This is a genomic window from Peribacillus sp. QJM3NY_7 (genome assembly GCF_056173225.1).
Genome location: NZ_CM149663.1, coordinates 1826285 through 1851518, shown reverse-complemented (window position 1 = coordinate 1851518; position 25234 = coordinate 1826285). Strand labels below are relative to the sequence as shown.

Below are 25234 nucleotides of genomic sequence, written 5' to 3'. Positions count from 1 at the left end.
CTGCACAGGTCAGTCTTTATGTCATCATATTGTTTTATTATTAACTTTAAAACAAACAACTTTTGGTTCAGTCATTTCTTGAAGTGCAAACTTAATTCCTTCACGACCTAAACCAGAACCTTTTACACCTCCGAAGGGCATCGCATCAATGCGATAATCTGAGCTATCATTTACCATTACTCCACCTACATCAAGTTTACGTATTGCTCTAAATGCCTTATCTAAATCACGAGTGAATATACCTGCTTGCAGTCCGAAATCTACACGATTAGATTGGGAGATAGCTGTATCAAGATCAGGAACATTATAAATGGTAACAACTGGGCCAAAAATCTCTTCAGTTGCCAGTTTACAATTTTCTGGTACGTTAACTAGAACAGTAGGTTGATAAAAAGACCCTTCACGTTTTCCACCACAAAGCAACTTTGCACCTTTCTCAACAGCTTCATTTACCCAACTTTCAACACGTTTTGCTTCTTTTTCGGAGATCATTGGTCCCATATCTGTTTCTTCTAATAATTTATCACCTACTCGATATTGTTGAGTACGATCTATAAATTTACCAATAAAATCATGATAAACACCTTCTTGGACATATATTCTCTGTACCGCTAAACAATTTTGTCCTGCTGCCCAAAATGCTCCAGAAACAGTTGATTTCACAGCTTCTTCTAAATCAGCATCTTTCAATACAATAACGGGTGAGTTTGATCCAAGCTCCATACATATCTTTTTCAAACCTGCTTTTTGAATAATTGCTTTGCCAGTGGCAAGTCCTCCTGTAAAAGAAATCATTCGTATAGCTGAATGAGTAATTAGGCTATCTCCCATGTCACCTGGATGACCGGTAATGACGGATAAAATTTTCGGTGGCAAATCGGCTTTTTCAAAAGCTTCTGCCAATAAGAGAGCACTTAAGGGTGTTACAGTTGCTGGTTTTACAATAATAGCGTTCCCAGCAGCAATAGCAGGACCCACTTTATGTGCAACAAGATTTAATGGATCGTTAAAAGGTGTTATAGCTACAATAATGCCAATAGGAAAACGATAATAGTAACCTATACGATCTTCGCTTCCGGGCATTTGATCAAACGAAATGGTTTCTCCATTAATTCTCCTTGCTTCTTCAGCACTTATACGAAGTGTTTCAATACAACGTAGTACTTCTTTTCTTGCTTCTTTAATTGTTTTACTTCCTTCACGAGCAATAGTAGTTGCATATCTTTCCTTATTTTCAAGGATCCAGTCCGCAGCACGATGAAGAATAGCAATTCTATCGTGTGTTGGCATATCTGCTGCTATTTTAACTCCTTTTTTTGCTTCTTCTATTGTATATATGACGTCGCTTTCATTAGCAGCAGGAACTGTTGTGATTAAACTATGATCCTGTGGATCCAAGACTTCAATGCATTTATCACGAGATACCCATTCCCCAGCAAGAAACATCTTATTTTTATTTATTAATTTGTCAGTAAATATCATACAAAATCACCTCAAGATAAGTAATTTTTAACTTATAACTTTAAGACTGAAACGAATTATAATTATAATTGATCACGGTTAATGTTGATTAAATCAATAAGAATCGAGAATCCTGTTTCTTTACGTCCAGCTCCGGCTCCAATTAAGGTAATCGGGCCAGCTAAATCACAATCATAAGTAATAGCATTTTGTGCACCTAAAACTCCAGCTAGAGGATCTGTAAGAGGTATAGCTTCAGGTCCTACCTTTGCAATGACTTTATCGCCATCCTTTATACATTTAGCAATTAACTTCCATCTCTTACCTTCTGATTTTGCCCACTCAATGTCCTTTTCCGTAAGATGACTAATCCCTTCACATTCTACTTCTTCTCGTTTCATTGGAATACCCATTACAATGTTAGCAAGAATGGTAGCTTTATATTGAGCATCATATCCCTCAACGTCGCTAGTCGGATCTGCCTCTGCATAACCAAGAGCTTGTGCCTCTGACAATGCATCTTGATAACTCAATCCTTCTTCCATTTTAGTTAGGATATAATTAGTTGTTCCATTCAAAATCCCCCGTATTTCAAAAATGCTGTTCCCTGCCAATGAACTCAGAGGCATTCTTAATGCTGGGGTTCCACTCATAACTGTTCCTTCAAAGCCCCAACGAACATCATTTTTTTTTGCTAATTCAGCTAACTCTTGATAAGCTAGAGAAACCGGACCTTTATTGCTCATTACTACGTTCTTTTTGCTTTCAAATGCTGCTTTACAATGATTAATGGCAGGTTGTCCTGTTTTTACATCAGTAAAGGTAATTTCAACAACAGTGTCTGCATTACTCTCACGTATTGTTTGAAAACTATCCCACCCTCTTACCAAGCCAGGGGTTTCAGGGTAACTATCTAATTCTCCTGTTTCCTTTACAGCTTGTAACGCTAAAGAAAGATCCAACCCCTTTGGATCATAAAGGGAACCTTTCATAACATCAGAAATAGCAACGATTTTTGCATCAAAGTTAAACCCACTACGTAGTGACTCACTTTTATCTTGTAAAATTTCAGCTAACCCTTGACCAACTACACCAAATCCAAGTAATGCTATCCTATGTGTCATATTTCAATACCTCTTCCATTAGTAATATTTTATGCTTTCAACTACAGCTAACAGGGTAATTGGATTCTAAGTAAGAAAAAGCTTGCTCTAAATCTGCTATAAGATCTTCTGTATCCTCGATACCTACAGAGATACGAACTAAACCTTCTGGGATACCAAGGGCTTTACGCTCTTCAATAGTACATTCAACATGGCTGGTCGTTCTTGCAGGCCCATATATCGTTTCAACGGCTCCAAGATTTCCAGCTTTGTTTGCATATTTTAATTTCGATAATAAAACTTTGATAGCTTTCATTTCATCTTTTAATACAAAACTTAATATCCCACCGAACCCTCTCATTTGTTTCTTTGCGATATCATGATGTGGATGCGCTTCCAATCCCGGGTAATAAACTGCGTCAACAAGCTTTTTCTCTTGAAGATACTTTGCAATTTCCATTGCACTTTTTTCTTGTTGCCGTACACGAAGCTTTAACGTTTTCATCCCTCTTAAAATAAGGTAGGCTGACCACGGGTCCATAGTTGCTCCATTAATTTCACGAAAATGATAGACTTTTTTCATTAATTTTTCAGAGCCACATACTATGCCACCTAATGCATCTGCATGTCCACTTAAGAATTTAGTTGCACTATGGACTACAATATCAACTCCTAATTGAAGAGGATTTTGATTAATTGGAGTAGCAAACGTATTATCTATGATAACTAATGCACCCACTGATTTTCCGACTCTTGCTAGCCTCTCAATATCAGTAACTTTCATAGTAGGGTTAGTAGGAGACTCTAAATATAGCACTTTACACCCTTTGGCCACTTCAGCTTCAATTTCTTTATGGTTTCCGGTATTACACAATGTCACATCGACATCAAGATTGGGCAAGAATTCAGTGAAAATTTTATTGGTTCCTCCATAAGTATCTTTAACTGATACAACCCGATCTCCCGGTCTTAGAAATGTATATAATGTACTACTAATAGCAGCCATTCCTGAAGAAAAACCTACAGCTTCCTCTGCCCCCTCGAGTATCCTCAATTTTTCTTCCAGGGCTTGAACAGTCGGATTTGCCATTCGATTATAGGTATAACCAGGTTTATTTCCAAGGGCAACTTCTTGCCATTCATCCACGTCATCGTAATTGTAGGCTACACTAAGAACTACTGGAACTTGGGTTGCATTATATGCAAGAGATTCTTTTTCTCCTGCCCATACCGCTTTTGTTCCATCTTGCACATCTTTAAAGTTATTCTCACTCATATTTTTCCACCTCTAATTTAATTACTTTGTAAAAATGGCCTTGTTGAAACATGAATTTTATTTTGTATATAATATATTGTATATTTTATACTCCACCCCCTTCCACATTACAGTTTTTACCTAGTGTTTTCTTGGGTTTATTTCTTGACATTAAGGTATCTAATACAAATAGTTTAAAAAACTTAAAACAAATGCAAAAAATATACTTTATACTTTATATTGTATATTGTATATAGTACAGAATAGTCTGAAAATATTTTACATATCGAATTATATAATTAACTTATCTATTTTTCAATGCTTTATTATTTTATTCTTAAAAATTCTTTTAAAAAAACTGCATTATTTCTAATGCTATAAGCTTTATCAACTTGAAAAACAACAATTCATAAAAAAAAATGGATGTAGGAGTCGTTTTAAATCTTTAATATAATAATAAATAATAGAGATATTGAAGTCTGTAAAAGATGGTGCTAAGCTAATATAAAAGACAAGAATTTCGAATTATATATTGTATACTATATATATTAACTTTTGGCTTAGGAGGAAACGCTATCAAAAATAAATATCAATCATTAAAAGATCTCGTATATGATTATATAACTGAAAGAATTCAGAACGGAACCTTACTTCCTAAGCATAAGATAAATGAATCGGTACTATGCGAAAAATTAGGAGTAAGTAGAACTCCTGTAAGGGAAGCTTTGATACAACTAGCTTCAGACAATTTGCTCGAGTATCTTCCTAGAAAAGGATTTATTGTAAAAGAACTTGATACCAAGAAAAAGCTAGATGTATTTCGAATTGTTAGTGTATTGGATTCTTTAGCAGCCTCTTTATCTTTAGAGCATATCACAGAAAGTGATATTGAACGTATGGAAGATTTGGTTAAGAAAATTGAATTTTCAATTTCAACAAAAAATTATTTAGATTATCAAAAATACCAAAATCAATTCCATAAAGTATATATTGATAAATGCAATAATCCTACATTAATAGATCTTCTTGATTCTTTACAAAATAGTTTTGTTAGACAAATTTATTTAAGTAATAATGAAGAAAAGCTTTTTGCCGTATTAGAGGAAATGAATGAAGATCATAAAGAAATTACTAATTATTTTAAAAAAAGAGATAAAGAAAATTTAGAGCAACTTATTAAGAATAAACATTGGGAAATAACTCATTTAGATATGATATAGGGTTCCTGTCTTATAGTGGAAGGTAACGGGATTACCGACTCCCACCCACCAATCCGATTCTGGAGAGGGCTTGAAATACTTATATGACTAGTGTTTAATGAACATCACTATTCATTAAATATTTTAACAATATAATATTACTAGCTATTTTGTAAACACAAAGAGCGTTAACCCTTTTGGCTAACGCTCTAAATCTATTAATAATACCTTTCCGACTATGTGTTAAGCTCATACATCACACTCTTCTTTCTCTATTCTATCCCTCATATAAATCGTGACCACCAACATAAATAGGACCGTTTGCATGATCAATTCTTATTGGCCATTCATACGGAACAGATATACGTCTAGCCACACCTCTCCAAAAATTACATAAATCGGCTTCAAAGTCTTGAAACTCTTTTAATAGTTCTTTATAAGATGCACCGTCAAATTGTATAATCATATCCTGCAACCTCATGAAAGCCATATGTCTAATTGCCTTTTCCATTTCTTCATCAGTTGCCTCATCAATAATTGTTCCTGGCGGGGGGAAAAATAGCGTAGATATTATCTACTTCTTCTGTCGTTTCTTGTGTGGGAATCAATTTATTTCGGATCTGATTAAGCATAAAGTCAACCCCTAATGGTTTTTTCTAGTATATATTACCTATCAAACTTAATAAACTAAATAGTCTTAATGTTCAACAAATAAAATTATTAGTCGTGAATGAGCATAGTTGAACATGTCTAATCTCGTTCCATACACGTGACCTAAAAACTACTCCTGCTGCTCATGTGTCTTGTACTCTGCCAAGCTAAGCAACAACTCCTAGTCATTCGCTCGTAAACCGTTTCATTTACTTATAGAACTTCTTAGCTTATCAGGCTTTTATTTGTTATTGTGAGCTACTTACCCATGAATTAACACAATTATAATAGACCCTAGACTTCCCTTACTATCTTAATATAGATGGCTTTGCAGTAAATCCTAACCTATAATTAGTCTGATACTGTACTACATAAGGGGACAACAATGTATATCTGGAATATTAACAAACTCGTCATAGCTTTACAGGAAGGAACAATAACCAACAAACTAAAGAAAAGATACCGTATATTCTTCTGGGTAATATTCACTATTTAAGTACTTGCATATCCTGTAGTTTATAACCCTTCAACTATGAATGGATGTTATAGATTTAATTTTGACTTCAATTATCGATGTAATTGCAATCTATCTGTTAATAGTTATTTATAAAAAGAGAAGTAGAAAAGACTTAGATTTTTTCTTACCATTCTTTAGCTTAACGATTCCTCTATTCTTGCATACCTTCGTATGGTCAATACCTTTATTTATCATTGCTTATACATATATTGAACTTTTCGCTCCTTATCATTCTATGGATGAAACTAATCTAATTGATATAATTATATTTACGATAATCGGAATTGCTATTAACATAATGAATATTCATTACTTTAAAAAGATATTTAACTAAGCACCTGTACCTTATTGGTGCTTTTTTATTTCCTCCTGATAAATTAAATATCTTAATTAATGGTAATCCAAATTAAAAGCTCTAGCTATCATGACATTTAATTTTGTATTATACAAAAATGGTAACTACAAGCCAAAATCAAGCCTTTTTAATTCAATTGCGTGAATCCTAAAAAAGCAGAGCTTCCCTCTTTGCCTATTCACTCAAATCAATATCAGGCTGGCGCAAGCATGAAATACATTCAAGAGCGTTTAAGGACATGGCAATATGAAATCTCAGCAGATGTATAATTACAAATCAGTTAAAAATTGAACATGACACAATGGATATATTTGAGGAGGATATTAATAATGCCCTTGAATAGATTTTTTTCCGGGCATTTATCGGGCAATTGATATGAAAGAATGTTCGAAATAAAAAACCCCTGACACCAGAGGTGCCAAGGGTTTGAGATATTAATACATTGACATATATTGTTCGCGTTCCCATGGGTGAACTTGTGTACGGAACATACTTTATAGCATAATTAGACATCATAATACATCACAAATGCCTGTTTAATAGCATTTCCGAAAATGTATTTTGCATTAGAAAGAGTAAAATATCATGAGTTGGTGGGCAAATGGTGGGCAAAATATACGCCTTTATCTAATTATGCATAGCCGATATAAGTATTGCTATCAACCTCCTTTCTTACTTCCTTCTAGTAGTTAAAAAAAATGAGCAAATCGATATAAGATATATGTGTAAAATGTGTTCTGGAAGGTGATTATGGAAATAATATTACTTGAGCTAAAATAAATAAACTGAAATGAGCAAAATGAATGAACATAAATATAAAGGTTTACTTGCTTGCAAAAGAAACTAATTTCTTACAAAGTGGAAACTTCCCTGTCTTAGGCTCAGACTTTAAGAAAGATCCTGATTGGACGGCAGCCATCGCGGCGTATGAATGGATTCAATTAATTAAAATAAACTTTGCAGCTAGTAAGGATTTTCGTATAAATCAGGTGATTTATACGAAATGATATTGATATTACGGAGTTAGTTAAAAATGTTAAGCCTAATTAAACAAAAAAACAAGCCCTTCTCACTTTTGAACTATACCCCGAATAATGGACACAGTAAAAAAAGTCCCTTATTCGGGGTTTTCTATGTCCTTTTTCTAGAACCCCGTTTATAATCATTTCAGATATAGGGCGGAGGAAATCAAAATGAGTAAGATTTATTTTAATGAATTTCAAATAAAGGAATTAGAGAATAATCCACATGTGAAACAGGTTTCAGATCGTTCGATTGCTTATCATCCAGACTTTAAGGTAAAGGCTATTAAAGAGAATCAAGCTGGTAAATCACCTACCTAAATCTTTATTGAACATGGCTTTGAGTTAGAGATGATTGGATCGGATAAACCAAAAGGCTGCTTAAAACGTTGGAGAAAAACGTTTGAACAATATGGCGAGGATGGCTTCTATACAGAGCGACGTGGGAAAGGAAGTCCAGGAAGACCAAAATCCAAGGAGTATTCGCAGGAAGATCAGTTAAAAAAGGCTGAAGCTCGTATTAAATATTTAGAGGCTGAACTTGAATTTCTAAAAAAGTTAGACGAACTCGAAAGGCAGGCTTCGAAGAAGAGAAAATGACAACGAGTGAAAAATTCACGTTAATTGAACAAATCATTCGCCAATATAATCTTACCAATATGGTCCGTTATTTTTGTGAAATGGCCGAAGTCAGTCGTAGTGGATATTATGCTTGGATACATCCTGAAAGGATTCGATTGACTCACGAGAAGAAAGATTCGCAGGATTATGAACTTATTAAGGAAGTATTTGAGGCCAAGAAGAAAAAAGCAGGTGCCCTCACCATCAAAATGATTTTAGAGAATAAGTATTTTGTCACGATGAACCATAAAAAGATTCGAAGGCATAAGTTCAATCTTAAAGCCATAATTCGTCAAGCGAAACCTTATAAGAAATTAGCGAAAGCCACTCATGAGCATAAGGCCGTTCTAAACAGGAATTTTAACCAAGGAGAACCGAGGAAAGTTTTCCTTACAGATATTACTTACGTTTATTATGGTTCTGGACAACCAGCTTATCTTTCTTGTGTCAAAGATGCTGTTACACGAGAAATCATCGCTTTTCACTTATCTAGAAGTCTCAAGATGGGGATTGTCTATCACACATTGGAGAAGCTCTCTGATTCCCTAAATGATCTGATTCATCCTGAAGCGACCATTCATTCAGACCAAGGCGTTCATTATACACACCCTGAGTTCCAGCGCCGAGTGAAAGAACTAGGGCTGAAACAATCCATGTCCCGAAAGGGAAACTGTTGGGACAATGCCCCTATGGAATCATTCTTTGGCCATTTTAAAGATGAAGTGGATTATTTGGAGTGTCAAACTTTTGATGAGGTACACCAATTAATTGAAGAATATATGGAAGATTACAATACAAATCGTTACCAATGGAGCCTAAATAGAATGACTCCCGCACAATACGGGAGTCAACTATTAGCTGCTTAATTTATAGGTCTTTTTTTAAGACTGTCCATTTTGATGGGCACAGTTCACTTTAGAGATGGGCTTTAGAAAAGAAAATTATCATTCTTTAAGGGGGTTTGATCGAGAACTTCTATTATTAACTGTAATATCATAATCTTTGTTTCAGAAAGTCATAGGTCGTTTCAATCCAATGGTGGAGCTCCTGGCATACCAGAAAAGGGGTTTGCTGGTCCTGGCCAAAGCCCCCCTCATCCCGGAAATCGTGGAGCATACTGCTGACCACTATTATATCCTGGATTTTGGTATCTCGGATTATGGCATCCCGGATTTTGGTATCCTGGATTGTGATAGCCTGGATTGTGATAGCCTGGATTGTGGGTTCCTGGATTGTGATAGCCTGGATTGTGAGTTCCTGGATTGTGATAGCCTGGATTGTGATAGCCTGGATTGTGAGTTCCTGGATTGTGATAGCCTGGATTGTGGGTTCCTGGATTGTGATAGCCTGGGTTTAGAGATCCACTGTAACTTCCAGGATTTTGTACTCCGTAATATCCAGGCGTCTGATATCCTCCGAAAGAGCCAAATGGTCCACCAGGTCCACCCTCACCATCCCATTGTGGAATAGTTGTTCCTCCAATCATAACAGGTTCATCTACACCTTCATCATCATCATCCTCCGCGTAAATGCTTCCATCCCAAGGAGACCCAGGCTGAGTAATAATAGGGCCTTGCATCGGTCCTCCTGACATTGTTCCTGGTGGTTGGTACACAGGTCCTCCTGACATTGTTCCTGGTGTTTGGTACACAGATCCTCCTGGTCCAGATCCTCCTGACCCAACTCCTCCTTCATATTCTGGTGTAGCTGGATCAATTTGAATTGAAGGTTGCTGAACAGTCGTTGGTTGTTGGCGATAAGGCAAATAATAATACGGAATAAAATTATTATACATTTATAAGCTCTCCTCTTTTTTTATTTATCTGCTGTCCTGTCTTTTGACATTGTCTAAATGAATTAATAGGACATATTGGTGAACTTTACAGACTATACAAATAAATCATCCTTTTTAAAAATAGTCATTTGTTGATTTTCATGTCATGATATGTACAAAATATTTACAGGGATAGTTATTTACCTAATGAGAAAAGCCTAATTTTGCATAGGTGTACAAAGAACAGAGCTTCAAAAAAAATAGCCCCTACACAATACGAGTAAGGGGCTATTGATCATGCAGCAACCAATTCAGTGAAAAGTAGCTTTACCCGCCTTCCTATCAACTGAAATATCACCCGCTTTCTGGTTAGCTAATGCAGTTTCAGTACCTTTTCCAAAGATAGAATCAAGTGATCCAGGGCTATATCCTTCAGTATAATGTGCAGCCTGAAGAATCCATGTAAGATTGCCTTTTGCACCTTTTTTGGACAATGGCTGCTCTAGTCTTAGGTGCCCATTTTCCATCCACAACTAATTTTTTATTGTATTGGTTATTAAGTTCTATTTGTAAGGCTTTGATAAGAGCTGACTTAGTTTTAGGTCCCGGAATGTCATCCACATTATGCCCAATTGAATATGAAATAGTTTGAAATGTGGTCAACTAGCCAGTTCCCTTTCATTTTATAAAAGTAAAAAAAAGCCTCGGCAACTGAGACACTCAGTAATACCAAGGCTTTAAGGCTATTAATACATTGACATATATTGTTCGCGTTCCCATGGGTGAACTTGTGTACGGAACATATCCCACTCGATTTCTTTTGCTTCAACGAAGTGTTCAAGTAAATGTTCACCTAATGCTTCTTTGATGACTTCATCAGATTTTAATGTTTCCAATGCAGCATATAAAGTAGCTGGTAGATCAACGATACCTACTTCTTCACGTTCTTCTTTATTCATTACATAGATGTTGCGATCAACTGGAGCTGGAGGAGTCAAGTCGTTCTTGATACCGTCAAGACCAGCTTTTAGGAGAACGGCAAGTGCCAAGTATGGGTTTGCTGCTGGATCGACACTACGTACCTCTACGCGAGTACTTACTCCGCGTGAAGCTGGGATACGGATTAGCGGGCTACGGTTTTTAGCAGACCATGCAACATAACAAGGAGCTTCGTAACCAGGAACTAGACGTTTGTATGAGTTAACAGTTGGGTTTGTTACCGCAGTGAAGCTTGGAGCATGCTTAATGATACCCGCGATAAATTGCTCAGCTGTTTTGCTTAATTCCAATTTACCTTCTTTATCATAAAATGCGTTTTCGTTGCCTTTGAATAGAGAAACGTTACAATGCATTCCAGATCCGTTAACACCGAACAATGGTTTTGGCATGAATGTTGCGTGTAAACCATGTTTGCGAGCAATCGTTTTAACAACCAATTTAAATGTTTGGATGTTATCACAAGCTGAAATCGCATCTGCATATTTAAAGTCAATTTCGTGTTGTCCTGGAGCTACTTCATGGTGGGATGCTTCGATTTCAAATCCCATTTCTTCAAGCTCAAGAACGATATCACGACGGCAGTTTTCACCTAGGTCAGTAGGTGCAAGGTCAAAGTATCCGCCTTTATCGTTCAATTCCAGCGTCGGCTCGCCTGCTGCATCCAGTTTGAATAGGAAGAATTCAGGTTCAGGTCCAAGATTGAAATCTGTGAAGCCCATTTCTCTTGCTTCTGCAAGAACACGTTTTAGGTTTGCACGTGGATCCCCATCAAAAGGAGTTCCATCCGTATTGTAAATATCACAGATCAAGCGTGCAACTTTACCTTTTTCGGAAGTCCAAGGGAAGATAACCCATGTATTTAGATCAGGATATAAGTACATATCAGACTCTTCGATACGAACGAAGCCTTCAATGGAAGATCCATCAAACATCATTTTATTATCAAGTGCTTTTTCTAATTGACTGACTGGGATTTCAACGTTTTTAATTGTCCCTAAAATGTCAGTGAATTGTAAACGAATGTACTTAACATTTTCTTCTTTCGCTAAACGAGTGATGTCTTCACGTGTGAACTTTGCCAATTTCTATTCCCCCTAATAATTCATAAATCATATTTTTTATTGGAAAAAACGGGACATATCCCCTTGTCTAAGAGATGTACGATGCTTGCTTCCTTGTAAAAGCTCGGCACGCAGAAGCTTGCGAAGATCCTCGTCACTAAGGTCATGCCTTATTTTTTCCGCTTGTTCTAATTCTTGGGTTTTAGGTAAATTCTGTTCCTTTACAGTGAAAATCTTTTTAATGCCGGCCAGATTGACTCCTTGTTCGATTAAATCTTTAATCTCAAGCAGTCGATCGATGTCATTTAATGAAAAGACCCGACGATTTCCATCTGTTCTCATAGGAGTAATAAGTTGATGCTCTTCGTAATACCGAATTTGGCGTGCAGACAACTCAGTTAACTGCATGACGATTCCGATGGAAAAAAGAGGCATCGAACGCCGAATGTTGTTGCCGCTCATTCTTAGCATCCTCCTTTTGTTTATCTTAAAATAATCTTATATCATGTTATTAAACTTGTCAATATGATGTTACATTTTATGACGTGATTTTTTCAGAAAAATTAAATGATTTGTTACTACACAAATATTATGACTATTACTCTTACTGGAATCCAATTGTATCTGGATTCCCATAACATACCTTATTTAATTCCAATTACAATTGGATCAGCTTTTTATCCATTAGCGCATTCACAGCAGTCAATACAGCCATTTTAACATGGGCGTATGTCAATCCGCCTTGAACATAAGCAACATATGGAGCCCTTGTCGGACCATCTGCCGTCAGTTCAATGCTGGCCCCCTGTATAAAGGTTCCTGCAGCCATGATTACATCGTCCTCATATCCTGGCATATAGGCAGGATACGGTGTCACATGTGAATTGATTGGTGATGCATATTGGATGGCCTGACAGAAGGCAACCATCTTATCCCGTTCATCAAATTGAACGGATTGAATCAAGTCAGTTCGTTTCGCATCCCATTTTGGGGATGTATTCATACCGAGCTTTTCTAAAAAGGCAGCTGTGAACATGGCTCCTTTAACAGCTTGGCCCACGACATGCGGTGCTAGGAAGAATCCTTGGTACATTTCCTGCAGACTATAAAGCGAAGCACCTGCTTCAGCCCCTATTCCTGGTGATGTTAACCGATAAGAGCAAGCTTCAACCAGGTCCTTTTTACCAACAATGTATCCACCGGTTTTCACTATCCCGCCGCCAGGATTTTTAATGAGTGAACCAGCCATTAAATCCGCTCCGACATGACATGGTTCTTGTGTTTCAACAAACTCTCCATAACAATTATCCACGAACACAACGATTTCCGGGTTAATGCCTTTAACAAAGGCAATCATTTCCTTTATTTCATCGATCGTAAAGGAAGGACGTGTAGCATACCCTTTTGATCTTTGTATACCGATCATCTTCGTATTCGGTTGAATGGCATGTTCGACGGCTTCGAAATCAACGGTTCCAGTATCCGCCAACGGAACGGCCTTATAGCTGATCTGAAAATCACGTAAAGATCCAATACCCGTCCCCCGGATACCGACGATTTCTTCTAAAGTATCATACGGCTTTCCTGTTATGTATAACAATTCATCCCCTGGGCGCAAAATGCCGAAAAGAGCGGTGGAGATGGCGTGTGTGCCTGATATAATTTGAGGGCGCACCAATCCAGCTTCCGCTCCAAAAACATCTGCGTATATCAATTCCAGCGTATCGCGGCCCATATCATCGTATCCATACCCAGTAGTCGGGATGAAGTGGGAATCACTCACTTTATGTGCTTGATAACTTTGTAATACGCGAAATTGATTTTCTTCGATTCGTTCGTCCACTTGCTTATGTAATGGAGAAATCATCGCTTCCACTTCCTGGGCAATGTTTTTCAATACTTCTCCATTTGTTAACTGCTGATACATCAAAATTCCCCTTTATAATGAATATTTCTCCAGCTGCCCGGTTATTGGATGATCAGCTAGACAAAAACCTTTGCATTCATATCTTTCCGATTCTTCATTAAAGGAGAGAGTGCGCAATATGGTTTCATTTTTCAGCTGTGATAATAGTTTACCCTCACTCGATGGCAGGAAAACATGATACGGGATCATTTCTTCAATCACGTACTTTTCAATTTCTTCCATGATTTCATTCAGATCCGATTGTTCATAGGCACTGATCATTAATGAAGCACGACTGGCTGATCTCACAAAATCAGCGTGAACCTTATCTTTCTTATTATACAATGTTAGCTGTGGAATGGAAGGGACATCTAAGTCATTTAGCAAATCCTGCACCGTTTTCTGATGATTAAAGTAATCGGTACTCGAGGAATCGACCACATGTAACAGCAGATCCGCTTCTTTCACCTCTTCCAAGGTAGAGCGGAATGCGGCAATTAAAGATGTCGGCAAATCTTGTATGAATCCAACCGTATCCGTCAGAAGCACGGTAAATCCGCTAGGAAGAATCGCCTTTCGTGTCATGGGATCCAGCGTAGCGAATAATTGGTTCTCTTCATATGAATCCGCCTCCGTCAAACGGTTGAACAGCGTTGATTTACCTGCATTCGTGTATCCCACTAGTGCTATTTGAAAGGTCTTATTACGTTTCCTTCTATCACGATAGCGTTCACGATGCTTCACTATTCCACTTAATTGCTGCTTGATTTCATCTATTTTTCCACGGATGTGGCGGCGGTCGCTTTCCAGCTTCGTCTCCCCTGGTCCCCTTGTGCCGATTCCGCCTCCTAGCCTGGACATTGCCGTCCCCTGTCCAACCAAACGCGGCAATAAATATTGGAGCTGAGCAAGTTCAACCTGCAGCTTCCCTTCCCTGGATCGAGCCCGCTGAGCAAATATATCCAATATTAGCTGTGTCCGGTCTATGACCCTTGCCTCCAATTGTTTCGAAAGGTTCCGAATCTGGCTCGGGGATAATTCATCATTAAAGATAAATAAATCCGGCTCCAGCTCCTCTTCCAGATTCCGGAGTTCTTCCACTTTTCCTTTTCCTATATATGTAGCCGGATCGACGCTTTCCCTTTTCTGGGAGATGGTCATTAAAACCTCAGCATTCGCCGTCTTCGCCAAAGAAGACAGTTCATCGAGTGAATATTCAAAATGTTCACTTGTCTCAGTTGTTTGACACCCAATCAAGACAGCCGTTTCCTTTATTGCTTCTTCCAAATCACACGCACCACCTTCTGGTAAATTTAACTTAATCATAACAAAAAAATTGAATATATAAAAATTTCCTCAAAACGAAGCTTTTAACCGTTTTAAAAAATGCGATACCGTGCTAAAATCAAATTTGGCTTTACCATCAAAATCGAAAAGACATAGAGGGACATTCATATGACATGGGAAGTATTAAGCTTCATAGGTACGATTGCATTCGCTATAAGCGGAACCATCATCGCCATGGAAGAAGAGTATGATATTTTAGGAGTTTATATTTTAGGAATCATAACCGCCTTTGGCGGCGGGGCAATCCGCAATCTGTTGATCGGCGTCCCCGTTTCAGCTTTATGGGATCAAAGTTTCTATTTTGTCATCGCTTTAGTATCCATCACCATCGTTTTTGTTTTTCCTACAAACCTATCAAAGCACTGGGACAGATGGGGAAATCTCAGTGATGCCATTGGCCTCTCAGCCTTTGCCATTCAAGGGGCGATGTATGCCGTGGAACTTAATCATCCAATAAGCGCCATCATAGTATCAGCTGCATTAACCGGATGCGGCGGCGGGATACTCCGTGACGTGCTGGCTGGAAGAAAGCCATTGGTCTTCAGAAAAGAAATCTACGCAGTATGGGCCATCATTGCAGGCTTGGCTTTAGGCAGTGGTGTATTATCCCAATCATGGCAGCTTTATTCGCTCTTTGCCGTCATCACAATATTGCGAGTCCTTTCTTACACCAATAATTGGCATCTTCCTAATAAAAAATGGGTGCCTAAAACATAAATTTGAAAAGCCCGCCATCCTGGTGGGCTTTTCCATGTCATTCTTTCTCTTCATCCTCGAAAATCAAATCTTGGCTGGTAAGCGTCAATAAATCGGATTTTTCAAATGAATCTTCCAGTAAAAGCCGCATCGCCTGCGCCCTAATTGACTTTTCTATTATATTGCGGATATAACGACCGTTAGAGAATGAAATAGGTCCCCGGAATGAACGTAATATGATTAAATGTTCCCTTAATTTCCTTTCGGCATCCCGATTCATAAGATACTCCTTTTCCTGCAGCATCCGATCGGCTATTTCCATTAACTGTTCAATCGTATAATCCGGAAAATCAATAACAAGCGGGAACCTCGAATGAAGGCCAGGATTAAGACTTAGGAAATATTCCATTTCCCTCGAATATCCAGCAAGGATCAAAATGAATTCATGCTGCCGATCCTCCATATGCTTGACAAGGGTATCTATGGCTTCTTTTCCAAAATCCTTTTCGCCGCCTCTTCCCAAGGAATAGGCTTCATCAATAAATAAGATTCCGCCAATGGCCTTCTTAATCAAATCCCTGGTTTTTTGGGCAGTATGGCCAATGTATTCCCCGACTAAATCTGCCCTCTCCGCTTCAATTAAATGCCCTTTCGAAAGTACATTCATTTTTTGAAACAACTTCCCGATTAAACGTGCTACCGTTGTTTTCCCTGTTCCCGGATTCCCTTTAAACATCATATGCAGCGCTTGCCGGCCAGTCTTCAGCCCCTTTGCCTCACGTTGTTTATTGATGTAAATCCAAGCATATATCTCTTTTATCATCCGTTTCATTTCTTCCATTCCAACCAGCGATTTCAATTCATCTTCAATCTCTTTCAATGCCACATGCTGGTGGGGGATTTCCTGCACCAAAATTTCTTTTATCGGCAGATCCTTTTGTAGCGCTTTTCTGTTTTCCGCATTAAACACAATATTGATTTGCCCGTTATTTTTCATACGGATCGGTTGTTCCATTTCATTCACCTCTCCATCTTGGACCCTGACTCTAACACCACAATTTTTTATGATGGCATGGCAAATGCTGCATAGCCAAAATTATCCCATCGGAAAATCCGTTTATTCCTTTCGTGATTAAGCCCATTCCCTTCCCGAAAATGCGACTTATTCTGACAGGATTTTTTCATTGGAGGATTTATTACGACAAATCCCAATCCCATTCACCAATATATTAGGGGGTAATGTCATTTCCTGCGGTTTCCCGGAAAATAATCCGTCCCTTGATATATATTCAAATAAGGTACGTAAAATTATCGTTTCTTTGAAAAAGGACAGAGAAGGGCATGCAAAAAAAAAACAGGTCGCTATAAGCTAGACCTGTTTTTTACATTCATATATATGATTATTCCTTCACTTCGTAATCGATCTGAACATTACGTTGTGGAGCAAATGTAGAAATCGCATGTTTATAGACTAATTGCTGCTTGCCCTCCGATTCAAATAAAACGGTAAAATTATCGAACCCTTTCACTTGTCCTCTAATCTGGAACCCGTTTAATAAAAATACCGTCACATACGTACCATCTTTACGTAATTGATTAAGAAACTGATCTTGAATATTTACTGATTGTTTCATGTATTAGTCCTCCTCTTTTCTCTCTAAATTTATGTATTCGCCTTCACCGAAAAGCTTTCCTGCTATAAATCCAGATATTTCATGTATTTTTTTTGGAAAACCCTCGAGATCGGTCATATCAAACCAAATTACATCCATTTTATTCCGGAACCAGGTCAATTGCCTTTTTGCGTATCGACGGGAGTTTTGCTTTAATGTCTCAACGGCTTCATCCAATGAAGCCCTTCCATCAAAATAATCATAGATTTCTTTATAGCCTATAGCCTGGATCGATTGGCAATCCCTCAAACCTTTTTCATGAAATGACTCCACCTCTTGAATCAGCCCATCTTCTACCATAGCATCAACACGTTGATCGATGCGTTGATATAACTTTTCACGTTCCATTGTCAATCCAATGATGCACGTATCATATTTGAATTCTGTAGGCTGTTCATTCAGCTGCTCACTCATCGTTTTACCAGTACAATGATAAATCTCAAGTGCCCTGATCACCCTTCTTACATTATTAGGATGAATCCGATTCGCGCTTTCCGGGTCAATGCTGCGTAATTGTTCAAAAACAGGATCGATTCCTGACTCCCTTACCTGTTTTTCAAGTCCCTCCCTATAAACAGGGTCGGATGGCGCCTCCGAAAATTGATAATCATAGATGACTGATTGTATGTATAATCCTGTTCCACCGACGATAATGGGAAGTTTACCTCTGCTTTGGATATCCTCGATACAAGCATTGGCACGCTCCTGAAACTCTGCCGCACTAAATGGTTCATCAGGTTCTTTAATATCAAGTAAATAATGAGGGATTCCTTCTGTTTCTTCCCTCTTGATTTTTGCAGTACCAATATCCATCCCCTTATAAACCTGCATGGAGTCTCCGCTAATAATTTCACCATTAAATAACTTTGCCATCTCAATGCTCATCTTTGTCTTCCCAACAGCAGTCGGTCCAATGATAACGAGAAGTTTTCCTTTTTGTTGTTTCACAATCTCACTGCCTTAAATGATTTTTTCCCTATCTTATCATAATCTCGTTGAGAGCAGCTAAACATCTACCCATTATGTCCAATTGAGGTACTTTTATTCAATTTTTCACCTGCAATAATCATCATCTTTATATAAAAAAGGTATGATCCCTTTCAGGGTCATACCTTCTTATCAAATGTGTTTCCTTTGGATCAATTTAGCCCATTTTTCCATTTACGGGAATGATCATCGTAACGGTCGTTTCTTTTTCAGAGGATTGTACATGAATCTCTCCATCATATCTGTTCACTAAGTCCTTGACGATGAACAATCCTTGTCCGCGAACTTTGCCCTTTTGTGCCTTTTTGGTTGAAAAACCGCTGGCGAATATATTCTCCAAATCTAATTCCGAAATCATTGGTCCGGTGTTCGTGACCATAAACGTATACTTTTCATCATCAGCTTTGCAGGCAATATCCATTCGGCGTTCTTGCTCTGGCAATTCAATTGTTGCCTCAATAGCATTGTCGATAACATTTGATAATAATTTTATCAAATCGATTGTTTTGATCCGATTGAAGGATTTGGGTGAAACATCAATTTCGATATCGATATTATAATTCTGGGCCGAGAGCCTTTTGGTCTCCAACAGGACAGACAAGCCCGGATGAATCACATCCAATTTCATCGATTCAATTGAATGCACTTCTTTTGAAAGCCCTGTTAAGTATTCGAGTGCTTTTGCGTTCTCCTCTAATTTAAGCAGTCCATGTATCACCTGAATATGATTGGAAAAATCATGCCTTAATGAGCGGACTGAAGCAAATAGAGATTGAAATTCCGATTGATACGTATCTTCCGTATCCCCCACTTCACGTGTCAGTTCCTTTTGATACCATTTTTGAATGACAAAAAAGGTAACCAGCAGCATGATGACAAATCCACCATTATAAACAAGAATGGCAATGCTGCTTTTCAATACCTTGCCGTTAATGGCATTAATATCTTCCGCGCTCACATCAATGCCCAAAAAACCAATAATGTCGCCATCTTGATTTTTCATTGGCACTCCCACAGTCAAATACTCACCATATTCCGGATCTTCTAGAATCCCGGTAATGAAGCTTTTGCCTTCATACCCCTGTTTGACCTGCTCCGGCGGAACAGTACATGCACCACCGATAGGAAAATCCCCTTTATGATCTTTAGAAAACCCAGTAATCATGCACTTGGATACTGTGGGATTATCAATCATGATGGTATAAACATATAATGCTCCTATTTTTTCACGGGCATCCTCTAAGTAAGCTTTTATATCCAAATATTCCTGGCTCTTTACTTGGTTATTGAGAAATCGCTGATAAGCCTCCATATCCATCGAGTCGGCTATAGATCTGGCAGCTACCAAGTTTTGATTGGCAACGGATTTTTGCACAGAATTTTTAATGCTTAAATATGTTGAAAACATATTTAGAAGAATGAAAACAATCAATAAAAGTATGGTCAAATAAAGAAGTGCCCTTAACTTTTTATTTTTCATAGGATTAAACTTACCTCATCTCTAGCAGCTAAAAGTTAACGAACCTATTCTGAGTTTACTATATTAAGGGATAAAGAAATAGGGAAAAATCTAATATTCTCTATAACCCCAGGCATATAATACTATAATAAATCAAATAATTGACAGATCACCCACCATTTTTTTGATCATATGACCTTTTATGTTTTAATATAAACCACATCCATTATTAATCATTTCCAATAAATCATTTTATTTCCACAAATTAATTATTTTAGTATAATTATGTATGTGAAAATGGTAAAAATAAATGATGCGGGGTTCGATATTCTCGCTTGAAATAAATAATTTTACCCTTTATATGAAAATATTACAAGATTGTATAGGATTAATCTGTAAAATCACACCATATTTCATATATTTGTGCAAAATAGCGGACCACTCCTCTTTCAATAGTGCATATTGACTAATTTATCATCAATAAAAATGCCGTTTCAATGAGAGGACTCCTGAATAAAAAAATGGAATCAGGGACTGAACCCCAGATTCCAATACATATGATAGCTTTTATTTAATAGAATTTATGACTGCCCGCTCATACATCTTTTTAGTTACTTGATAGTATAGCAGTTGAAAAAGAAAATACGTTGCGATGACCATGGACGAGTAGGCAAACAAATTCGATTCCAATAAATTGCTTAGTGCCACGTAGGCGACTATGGCATGAATCACCCCTATCAGAAACGGAGCGAAAAAGAGGATGCGTATTTCAGCGCTTAAAATTTGCCGTATTTCTTTTTTTGTCAACCCCAATCGATGAAGGGCATGGATTTGAATTTTTTTATCTTCTAAATTCGTAAAAACTCGCAGATACATCATGCTCCCTTGGACGATAAAGAATAATAGACTGACAAACAAGCCGATAAAAAGAATCAATATGCTTCCCTGTTTCATTTCTTGATAAATCGGAGCTCTTGTTTGCAGTTGATTATGATTATTAGACATTTGTTCGATTTCACTAAATGTTTCCATTGATTCTTCCCAATCTTTAACTTCATACCCCCGTACTCTTGCCATCTCTTTTAATGGCACATCAGCAGTGATTTCATGATACAGCTGATCATCGACCACCATCAAAGTCGTTGCTGCTTTTATGGGTGCGACTATCGATTGATTTCGCTGACCAGCCATTGTTACCTGAATGGTTCCATTGCCAAAGTGCAGCTCCTTTTGTTCTCCCTTGTGGACGAATTGATAGTCCATTCCCCCATAAGGAAAAATATATAACGCTTCTTTTCCTGATAACTTTGCTGGTTCAATTTTTCGCAATGCAGCCGCATTGTTATAATCACTTTCCGAGATTAATAATGACCTATTTTCATTGGGTTCTCCCGTTCTCATATGGGGTAACATGTGGGTGATGGGCACTCCAGTCATATTTACTTCGTAAAGGATCTTGAATCCATCTTCCTTTAATATTTTCTCCACTGCGGATGGTTCAATAACTGAATAAACGGAAGCATCATTTTCAATCCAGCCAATTGATTGCGGAATGTTATCCATCCCTTGCTTTTTTAAATCTGCACTGAACATGAAAAGTGTTCCTGCAGCTGTCAAAATCACGGCTGTAATGATCGAGGTCAAAAAAAATAACCTGGAATAGTCCTTAATATTGAAGATCAGGTTTGTTTGAGTAATTAAATTCGTTCCGCCATATAAGCTTTTCTTCTTCCGGTAAAGCCTGCTGCATAGAGCGACAATGCTTTGGCTGAATAAAAAATAGGTGCCGATCAGTACGAAGAACACTATGGGCAATACTCGAATATAAGAATTGTTCAACGACAGCGTACATGCCAAATAATAAGAAATGCTTAAGCAAACTGCTGATAATGCAACTAACCACTTTGAAACGAAGGGAGTCTTTTTGGGTTTTTGTTTATCTTTTAGTAAATCGACTACCTCCGCATTTCCTATGTGGAACAATGAAAAGAGCGATAATAGCTGAAATAGCAAAATGAAACCAACAATGGTATAAATAAAGGCCTCAGGGACAAAGACAAACGATATTGGTTGCTCTACAGCCAATAACCAAGAAATTGCCATTAAGAATAACTTTGAGAACAAAAACCCTAAGCCAACTCCAATCAGGATAGATATGAGGGAAACCATCGTTTGCTCCAGGTAAATCAGTTTTCTAAGTTGGGATTTGGACATTCCAAGCAGTGTCAGCAGCCCAAACTCTTTTTTTCGCGGCTGTATAAATGCTGCATTCGAATAAGCGATAAAGAAAACCGAAAATATGATGATCACAATTTCAGCTGCAATGAGTCCCCTGCTAATTAGCTTTCCCCCCGGGATATCCGCATGGACCACATCAGGATGAAAGATAAATGATGCGTAAATAAAAAAGATTGAGACGGATAGGACAATACTGAAAAAATAAGCTAGATAACGTTGTGCATTTCCTTGGATATTTCTTTTAGCGAGAAGTCGGATGTTCATGATAGACTCCTCCCAAAACGCTTAACGTATCTAAAATCCTTTGATGGAAACTCTGTCTTTCCCCTCCGCTGTGCACCTCTGAAAAGAACTTGCCATCCTTTATGAATAGAATCCGGTCACAGAAGCTGGCGGCAGTCGGGTCATGAGTGACCATAAGGATGGTTGCTCCCTTTTTCTCCTGAAGTGTCGTGAGGGTATCCATTACCTGCTTGGCAGATTTGGAATCCAAATTACCAGTAGGTTCATCCGCTAAAATAATGGAAGGCTCATGAATCATCGCTCTTGCACAAGCCGTTCGTTGCTGCTGACCTCCAGAAATTTCAAAAGTCCGCTTTTCTAAAATCCCTTCTATACCAAGAAGGCTCGCCAACTGATTCACCCTATTTTCCATTTCCTGCAGTTTATAACGATCTAACGCTAGAGGAAGGAGGATATTTTCGCGAACGGTAAGTGTATCAAGAAGGTTGAAGTCTTGAAAAACAAATCCAATTTCCCTCCTGCGAAACAATGCCAGGTCCTGATTGTTTAATTCATTAGGATTTTGATCATTTAGAATGACTTTACCTGTGGTTGGCTTATCAATCGTGGCCATTAAGTTAAGCAGGGTGGTTTTCCCGCTGCCGGATGGACCCATCACTCCGACAAATTCCCCTTTCTGTACATTCATGGTGAAATTATGTAACGCCTTATGAAATAAATTCCCCTGTTTTTGAAAATAAGTTTTGGATAGTTGTTCTGCTTTTAAAATCGACATCCGAAAATACCTCCCTTTCTTACCGTAAGTATAATGAATAAAGCGGGAGGCTCCCATCGAAGTTTATTACATAATCGTTTAGCACCCTTACAATTCTGTCACCTTTCATGTAAGATATTTGTCTTAAAGAGAAACTCCACAGTAGTCCCTTCGGATACAGTCGATTGGATGGTAACGACATGCCCAAGTCTATTAACGATTTCCTTCACAAGATATAGCCCCATCCCGGTTGACTCTTGTTTGACTCGCCCGTTCTCACCAGTAAAGAATGGATCAAACACCCGTTTTACATCATGTGGGACGATTCCAATTCCCTGATCTGTTATCCTAAGGAAAATCTCCGACTCTTTTTCAATGATATTGAACGTTATGCTGTCATTCTCTTCCTGCCTTGAATACTTCAGTGCATTAAAGACCACCTGACTAATGGCGAAGTGGAGCCACTTACGATCCGAATGCACATATACATTCTCAAGCTCCGTTTCAAGCCTGGGATATATGAACCGTTTGATGAACTGTTTCTTTTCCTCGTTAATCACTTGCTTGACTAGATTAATTAAGTCAACCTGCTCCGATTTTACATCCTCCGAAAAACGCTGCAGCCTTGCCCCGTGCAATATAATTTCCAGCCCTCTGCGAAATCGATCATTTTCTTCTTCTACCTCTTTAAGATAATCCTTCATCGGCTCATTCGAAAATGTCCTTTTGCCTTCTTGAATCAGTAAGGAAATGACTGAAACAGGTGTCTTCATTTGATGAACCCATTGATGAATCAACAGCTCATATTGCTCCTTCTGTTTGATTTGTTCTTGTAATTGACCAATGGTTACCTTGTTCATTTGTTGAAAAAGTTCCATCCACAACTTTTGTTCATTTGTCAAAGGTTCCCTAAAGGCTTCGACATATTCAAATGACAAGCTCGTTTCTTGCTTCATTCTTGCTAATTGATTAAGAAAACGGTAATGCCTTATGTAATCGGCCGCTAAAAATAGAAGCATCATAAACAACGCGAGAATAATTAAATAGATGATATTTGAAATCGATATGTGATTCCCAGCTTCCAGAACGGATAATGTATAAGCAATAATAAGCAGGCTTACCAATAGAACGGTATAAAAAATAAAATAAAGACGGTCTTTAATAAAGGATTTCAGCTTCACTTTTCTTCACCTTGCACTATTTTTAGTCGGTATCCTTTTCCCCTGCTAGTTGTTATGGCATGCTTGATGCCAATATCCTCAAGTTTTCTCCGTACCCTTGTGACATTGACGGTCAATGTATTGTCATCAACAAATGAATCATCATTCCATAATGCTTCAAGTAACTCTTCACGCGAGACGATGGTGTCATACTGTCGTAGTAAACAACTCAATAATTTCAACTCATTTTGAGTTAACGCTACCTGATTGTCTTGATATTCGATCATCGCTTTTTCCGTATAAAGCGTTAATCCCTCCATTTCCTTTACTTGCTGGTGGAATGAAGATCTATCCGCATATTCACCATACACCCTACGCAGGACACTCTTTATTTTCGCTAATACCACTTCCAAATGAAACGGTTTTGTTAAATAGTCATCTCCCCCATATTCAATGGCCATGACTTGGTTCATTTCATCTGTCCTTGCAGAGATGAATATGACAGGAACCTTCGAAACCGTCCTTATTAGCCGGCACCAATGGAACCCATCATAATAGGGCAGATTAATATCCAATAAAACCAAATCTGGCTTTGTATCTTGGAACTCCGCAAAAACTTGGTCCAGTTGCTTCACTTCAAAAACCTCATACCCGTACCTTTTTAAATAATTGACCAAGATTCCAGCTATTTTGAGATCGTCTTCAACCAATAATATTTTATACATTTTTATCTCCTCATTAACCTGACAATAA

21 protein-coding genes and 1 pseudogene are annotated in these 25234 nt (G+C 37.9%); 4 read left to right on the top strand and 18 right to left on the bottom strand.

Annotation, left to right across the window (positions count from 1 at the left end):
- Positions 1-24 precede the first annotated feature (24 nt).
- The 3 genes from AC0VX1_RS08985 to AC0VX1_RS08975 all read right to left on the bottom strand — a co-directional run bounded on the left by AC0VX1_RS08985 (position 25) and on the right by AC0VX1_RS08975 (position 3840).
- A complete protein-coding gene (locus AC0VX1_RS08985; RefSeq protein ID WP_475470800.1) occupies positions 25-1482 on the bottom strand; it encodes an aldehyde dehydrogenase family protein in 1458 nt (485 codons plus the stop codon).
- Between the two features lie 62 nt (positions 1483-1544).
- Positions 1545-2585 carry a homoserine dehydrogenase gene (locus tag AC0VX1_RS08980; protein ID WP_475470798.1) on the bottom strand — a complete coding sequence of 347 codons (1041 nt, stop codon included), beginning with the start codon at positions 2583-2585 and terminating at the stop codon, positions 1545-1547.
- A 37-nt stretch (positions 2586-2622) separates the two neighbouring features.
- On the bottom strand, positions 2623-3840 hold the full coding sequence (locus AC0VX1_RS08975; protein ID WP_475470797.1) for a cystathionine gamma-synthase family protein: 1218 nt from the start codon (positions 3838-3840) through the stop codon (positions 2623-2625).
- A gap of 503 nt (positions 3841-4343) precedes the next feature.
- On the opposite strand from AC0VX1_RS08975, the gene AC0VX1_RS08970 reads away from it, so the two are divergent.
- Entirely contained in the window at positions 4344-5039 is a 696-nt protein-coding gene (locus AC0VX1_RS08970; protein ID WP_318262368.1) for a GntR family transcriptional regulator, read from the top strand.
- Positions 5040-5295: 256 nt separating this feature from the next.
- On the opposite strand, the gene AC0VX1_RS08965 is transcribed toward AC0VX1_RS08970, so the two are convergent.
- A complete protein-coding gene (locus tag AC0VX1_RS08965) occupies positions 5296-5484 on the bottom strand; it encodes a hypothetical protein (protein WP_475470796.1) in 189 nt (62 codons plus the stop codon).
- A gap of 1860 nt (positions 5485-7344) precedes the next feature.
- Between AC0VX1_RS08965 and AC0VX1_RS08960 the strand changes: the two genes are divergently transcribed.
- Complete coding sequence (locus AC0VX1_RS08960) at positions 7345-7548, top strand: hypothetical protein (protein ID WP_475470794.1); 204 nt, start codon at positions 7345-7347, stop codon at positions 7546-7548.
- 186 nt (positions 7549-7734) lie between these two features.
- Positions 7735-9050 (top strand): annotated as a pseudogene (locus tag AC0VX1_RS08955) (IS3 family transposase).
- A 227-nt stretch (positions 9051-9277) separates the two neighbouring features.
- On the opposite strand, the gene AC0VX1_RS08950 reads toward AC0VX1_RS08955, so the two are convergent.
- From AC0VX1_RS08950 to hflX, 6 genes are all read right to left on the bottom strand, one after another.
- Positions 9278-9979: a hypothetical protein gene (locus tag AC0VX1_RS08950; protein WP_475470792.1), complete on the bottom strand. Its 702-nt coding sequence runs from the start codon at positions 9977-9979 to the stop codon at positions 9278-9280.
- A 290-nt stretch (positions 9980-10269) separates the two neighbouring features.
- Positions 10270-10452, bottom strand: coding sequence for a peptidoglycan-binding domain-containing protein (locus AC0VX1_RS08945; protein ID WP_475470791.1), 183 nt, complete (start codon positions 10450-10452; stop codon positions 10270-10272).
- Positions 10453-10704: 252 nt separating this feature from the next.
- Positions 10705-12039: a type I glutamate--ammonia ligase gene (glnA, locus tag AC0VX1_RS08940; protein ID WP_034313424.1), complete on the bottom strand. Its 1335-nt coding sequence runs from the start codon at positions 12037-12039 to the stop codon at positions 10705-10707.
- Between the two features lie 36 nt (positions 12040-12075).
- Positions 12076-12480, bottom strand: coding sequence for a MerR family transcriptional regulator (locus AC0VX1_RS08935; protein ID WP_034313425.1), 405 nt, complete (start codon positions 12478-12480; stop codon positions 12076-12078).
- A 196-nt stretch (positions 12481-12676) separates the two neighbouring features.
- Complete coding sequence (locus tag AC0VX1_RS08930; protein WP_283867469.1) at positions 12677-13945, bottom strand: methionine gamma-lyase family protein; 1269 nt, start codon at positions 13943-13945, stop codon at positions 12677-12679.
- A gap of 12 nt (positions 13946-13957) precedes the next feature.
- Positions 13958-15211 (bottom strand): GTPase HflX, encoded by a 1254-nt coding sequence (hflX, locus tag AC0VX1_RS08925; RefSeq protein WP_057276372.1) that lies wholly within the window; start codon positions 15209-15211, stop codon positions 13958-13960.
- Positions 15212-15379: 168 nt separating this feature from the next.
- Between hflX and AC0VX1_RS08920 the strand changes: the two genes are divergently transcribed.
- A complete protein-coding gene (locus tag AC0VX1_RS08920; protein ID WP_057276371.1) occupies positions 15380-15988 on the top strand; it encodes a trimeric intracellular cation channel family protein in 609 nt (202 codons plus the stop codon).
- Positions 15989-16025: 37 nt separating this feature from the next.
- On the opposite strand, the gene spoVK is transcribed toward AC0VX1_RS08920, so the two are convergent.
- The 8 genes from spoVK to AC0VX1_RS08880 form a co-directional block, all read right to left on the bottom strand.
- Positions 16026-16982 (bottom strand): stage V sporulation protein K, encoded by a 957-nt coding sequence (gene spoVK, locus AC0VX1_RS08915; protein ID WP_034313433.1) that lies wholly within the window; start codon positions 16980-16982, stop codon positions 16026-16028.
- A 385-nt stretch (positions 16983-17367) separates the two neighbouring features.
- A complete protein-coding gene (hfq, locus tag AC0VX1_RS08910) occupies positions 17368-17601 on the bottom strand; it encodes an RNA chaperone Hfq (RefSeq protein ID WP_034313436.1) in 234 nt (77 codons plus the stop codon).
- 3 nt (positions 17602-17604) lie between these two features.
- Complete coding sequence (gene miaA / locus AC0VX1_RS08905) at positions 17605-18525, bottom strand: tRNA (adenosine(37)-N6)-dimethylallyltransferase MiaA (protein ID WP_475471742.1); 921 nt, start codon at positions 18523-18525, stop codon at positions 17605-17607.
- A gap of 259 nt (positions 18526-18784) precedes the next feature.
- The gene (locus AC0VX1_RS08900; RefSeq protein ID WP_363929435.1) at positions 18785-20107 is read right to left on the bottom strand and encodes a sensor histidine kinase; all 1323 of its coding nucleotides are present in this window, start codon (positions 20105-20107) and stop codon (positions 18785-18787) included.
- Positions 20108-20653: 546 nt separating this feature from the next.
- Positions 20654-22588 (bottom strand): FtsX-like permease family protein, encoded by a 1935-nt coding sequence (locus AC0VX1_RS08895; RefSeq protein ID WP_475470787.1) that lies wholly within the window; start codon positions 22586-22588, stop codon positions 20654-20656.
- Entirely contained in the window at positions 22566-23342 is a 777-nt protein-coding gene (locus tag AC0VX1_RS08890; RefSeq protein ID WP_475470785.1) for an ABC transporter ATP-binding protein, read from the bottom strand. The genes AC0VX1_RS08895 and AC0VX1_RS08890 overlap by 23 nt, the downstream gene beginning before the upstream one ends.
- Before the next feature lie 98 nt (positions 23343-23440).
- Entirely contained in the window at positions 23441-24502 is a 1062-nt protein-coding gene (locus AC0VX1_RS08885) for a sensor histidine kinase (RefSeq protein WP_475470784.1), read from the bottom strand.
- A complete protein-coding gene (locus AC0VX1_RS08880; protein WP_475470782.1) occupies positions 24499-25206 on the bottom strand; it encodes a response regulator transcription factor in 708 nt (235 codons plus the stop codon). The genes AC0VX1_RS08885 and AC0VX1_RS08880 overlap by 4 nt, the downstream gene beginning before the upstream one ends.
- Positions 25207-25234: the final 28 nt, after the last annotated feature.

What these genes read in the sequence shown, in the direction of transcription:
- AC0VX1_RS08930 (WP_283867469.1), bottom strand. Translation starts at nt 13,945, where the DNA reads ATGTATCAGCAGTTAACAAATGGAGAAGTATTGAAAAACATTGCCCAG.
- AC0VX1_RS08950 (WP_475470792.1), bottom strand. Translation starts at nt 9,979, where the DNA reads ATGTATAATAATTTTATTCCGTATTATTATTTGCCTTATCGCCAACAA.
- AC0VX1_RS08985 (WP_475470800.1), bottom strand. Translation starts at nt 1,482, where the DNA reads ATGATATTTACTGACAAATTAATAAATAAAAATAAGATGTTTCTTGCT.
- miaA (WP_475471742.1), bottom strand. Translation starts at nt 18,525, where the DNA reads ATGAGCATTGAGATGGCAAAGTTATTTAATGGTGAAATTATTAGCGGA.
- AC0VX1_RS08895 (WP_475470787.1), bottom strand. Translation starts at nt 22,588, where the DNA reads ATGAACATCCGACTTCTCGCTAAAAGAAATATCCAAGGAAATGCACAA.
- AC0VX1_RS08935 (WP_034313425.1), bottom strand. Translation starts at nt 12,480, where the DNA reads ATGAGCGGCAACAACATTCGGCGTTCGATGCCTCTTTTTTCCATCGGA.
- hfq (WP_034313436.1), bottom strand. Translation starts at nt 17,601, where the DNA reads ATGAAACAATCAGTAAATATTCAAGATCAGTTTCTTAATCAATTACGT.
- AC0VX1_RS08900 (WP_363929435.1), bottom strand. Translation starts at nt 20,107, where the DNA reads ATGAAAAATAAAAAGTTAAGGGCACTTCTTTATTTGACCATACTTTTA.
- spoVK (WP_034313433.1), bottom strand. Translation starts at nt 16,982, where the DNA reads ATGGAACAACCGATCCGTATGAAAAATAACGGGCAAATCAATATTGTG.
- AC0VX1_RS08920 (WP_057276371.1), top strand. Translation starts at nt 15,380, where the DNA reads ATGACATGGGAAGTATTAAGCTTCATAGGTACGATTGCATTCGCTATA.
- AC0VX1_RS08960 (WP_475470794.1), top strand. Translation starts at nt 7,345, where the DNA reads ATGAACATAAATATAAAGGTTTACTTGCTTGCAAAAGAAACTAATTTC.
- AC0VX1_RS08880 (WP_475470782.1), bottom strand. Translation starts at nt 25,206, where the DNA reads ATGTATAAAATATTATTGGTTGAAGACGATCTCAAAATAGCTGGAATC.
- AC0VX1_RS08890 (WP_475470785.1), bottom strand. Translation starts at nt 23,342, where the DNA reads ATGTCGATTTTAAAAGCAGAACAACTATCCAAAACTTATTTTCAAAAA.
- AC0VX1_RS08975 (WP_475470797.1), bottom strand. Translation starts at nt 3,840, where the DNA reads ATGAGTGAGAATAACTTTAAAGATGTGCAAGATGGAACAAAAGCGGTA.
- AC0VX1_RS08980 (WP_475470798.1), bottom strand. Translation starts at nt 2,585, where the DNA reads ATGACACATAGGATAGCATTACTTGGATTTGGTGTAGTTGGTCAAGGG.
- AC0VX1_RS08965 (WP_475470796.1), bottom strand. Translation starts at nt 5,484, where the DNA reads ATGATTATACAATTTGACGGTGCATCTTATAAAGAACTATTAAAAGAG.